The following is a 2,106-nucleotide window of genomic DNA, read 5'->3' as shown; positions in this document are numbered from 1 at the left end:
TGTTACTGGCTTGTGATTTACCCCAATTAAAAGCAGAGGTTGTGCAAGGTTGGCTCAAGCATTTGGAGCAGACTCGGGAAAATGCGATTGACCAAAGGTCACGCTACGCGATTGACCAAAAGTCACGCTACGCGAACGCACTATTGCCACGAAACCCCAAGGGCTGGGAACCCCTGTGCGGTTTTTACCGACGCCAGTGTCTACCAAGCCTCACTGAGTTTATCAATCAAGGGGGAAGGTCATTTCAGCGTTGGTTGGCCCAGCATCCAGTACAGGAGTTGCTAGTCAGTGACACTAGGCTATTTTTTAACTGCAATACCCCTGCTGACCTAGAACAGTTGGAAATACAGGATTAAGCAGTGGCGATCAGGCCGGAAGTGCCTAGTTGTTTGATAGCAATTCTCTTTCCCATGAGGTACAAAGGGATCCCCCTAAATCCCCCTTAAAAAGGGGGACTTTGAGGTTGAGAAGTGTACCTCATACATGCAATAAACGCTATAACTATTTTTTTTATCAAAAAAAATGGGTCTAAAACCCCGTCCTTCTAGGACGGCTTTTTCTAGCCATAATACTGGCTGGTTTGTGCTATAATTGTTAGCATAAATATGTTACAAAAAAGCTCGATTCCTGATGATCATTCTTGAGTTCAAGGCTTACGGAAAGAAGCAGCAATATCAAGCCATTGAAGAGGCGATCAGAACGGTTAAGTTTGTTCGCAATAGCTGTCTTAGATTGTGGATTGACAACAAAGGCATAAATAAATACGATTTAAACAAATATTGCAAGGTCTTAGCCAAAGAATTTCCCTTCACTAACGCTTTGAACTCAACTGCTCGCCAGGCTGCGGCTGAAAGAACATGGTCATCAATCGCCCGTTTTTACGACAACTGTAAGAAAAGTGTACCTGGGAAAAAAGGATTTCCAAGATTCCAAAAACATTGCCGCTCAGTTGAGTATAAGCAGTCAGGCTGGAAGTTGTCCCCTGACAAGAAGTCAATTACGTTCACCGACAAAAAAGGAATTGGGAAGCTTAAGCTCAAAGGCACATGGGACTTGTGGCGTTTCGATAAGAAACAGATCAAACGGGTTCGGATAGTAAAAAGAGCTGATGGTTATTATGTCCAATTCTGTATCGCTGTCGATAACAATGAGGCTTTGAAGCCTACTGGTAATACTGTCGGCTTAGATGTAGGATTGAAGGACTTCTATACTGATTCCGACGGCAATGCTGAATCTAACCCCAGATTTTATAGAAAAGGAGAACAACGCCTTAAGTTTTATCAACGTCGGGTTTCTCGAAAAAAGAAAGGCTCAGCTAACCGAAAGAAGGCTATTAATAGACTAGGCAGACATCACCTTAGAATAAGCAGGCAACGTGAAGAGCACGCCAAGAGACTGGTTAGAAGTTACCGCAAGAAGAGTGCAGCCTTTATAGTTGATAGGCTATGCATCAAAGGTGGCAGGTTTTGTTGTAAGGCTGCACTCTTCTAAGGTTTCGTCTCCGGCGCGCTGCGTAATCCGGTCTAACGATCTGGTCGCCTACGAAGATCTAAGAGTCAGGAATTTGGTTAAAAATCACTGTCTAGCCAAGTCTATTAATGATGCAGGTTGGTATCAATTCCGAAAATGGCTGGAACATTTTGGAACTAAATTTGGCAGGGTTACTGTTGCAGTAAACCCCGCCTACACTAGTCAAAACTGTTCTCAGTGCGGCGAGGTAGTGAAGAAGTCTCTATCGACCAGGACTCACACCTGCAAATGTGGTTGTCAACTAGACCGCGACCACAACGCCGCAATCAACATTTTAGAGAAAGCCTTGGGTACGGTGGGGCACACCGGAACCTGGATCATTGATCCGAACGCTCATGGAGAATTGTCCTCTACTCTCCCTGACTCCGGTTTGGGTGAGCAAGACAGCTCGCTGAAGTGAGAATCCCCGTCCTTCCAGGGCGGGGAGTGTCAAAAGCTGGTGACAGGATTCGAACCCGCGGCCAGCTGATTACAAATCAGCTGCTCTACCAACTGAGCTACACCAGCAATCTTTTTAACTATAACACTAAGTATAACACTTGTCAAAGCTTCCGGTCTGATCATCCATCACCACCA

3 protein-coding genes and 1 tRNA gene are annotated in these 2,106 nt (G+C 45.1%); 3 read left to right on the top strand and 1 reads right to left on the bottom strand.

Annotated features, from left to right (window positions below; all coding sequences use genetic code 11):
- From F6K20_RS35620 to F6K20_RS35610, 3 genes are all read left to right on the top strand, one after another.
- Positions 1–356: NTP transferase domain-containing protein (locus tag F6K20_RS35620; protein ID WP_353736886.1), on the top strand; the 356-nt coding region annotated here is incomplete at its 5' end.
- A gap of 274 nt (positions 357–630) precedes the next feature.
- Complete coding sequence (locus F6K20_RS35615) at positions 631–1,491, top strand: RNA-guided endonuclease InsQ/TnpB family protein (protein WP_008191717.1); 861 nt, start codon at positions 631–633, stop codon at positions 1,489–1,491.
- On the top strand, positions 1,457–1,930 hold the full coding sequence (locus F6K20_RS35610; RefSeq protein WP_193374725.1) for an RNA-guided endonuclease TnpB family protein: 474 nt from the start codon (positions 1,457–1,459) through the stop codon (positions 1,928–1,930). Before F6K20_RS35615 ends, F6K20_RS35610 begins: the two co-directional genes overlap by 35 nt.
- Positions 1,931–1,964: 34 nt before the next feature.
- Here F6K20_RS35610 and F6K20_RS35605 read toward each other — a convergent pair.
- A tRNA-Thr gene (locus tag F6K20_RS35605) sits at positions 1,965–2,037 on the bottom strand.
- Between the last annotated feature and the right edge of the window lie 69 nt (positions 2,038–2,106).

It is taken from the genome of Moorena sp. SIO2C4 (assembly GCF_010672485.1).
Classification (GTDB): domain Bacteria; phylum Cyanobacteriota; class Cyanobacteriia; order Cyanobacteriales; family Coleofasciculaceae; genus Moorena; species Moorena producens.
This window is presented reverse-complemented; position numbering and strand designations above follow the sequence as displayed.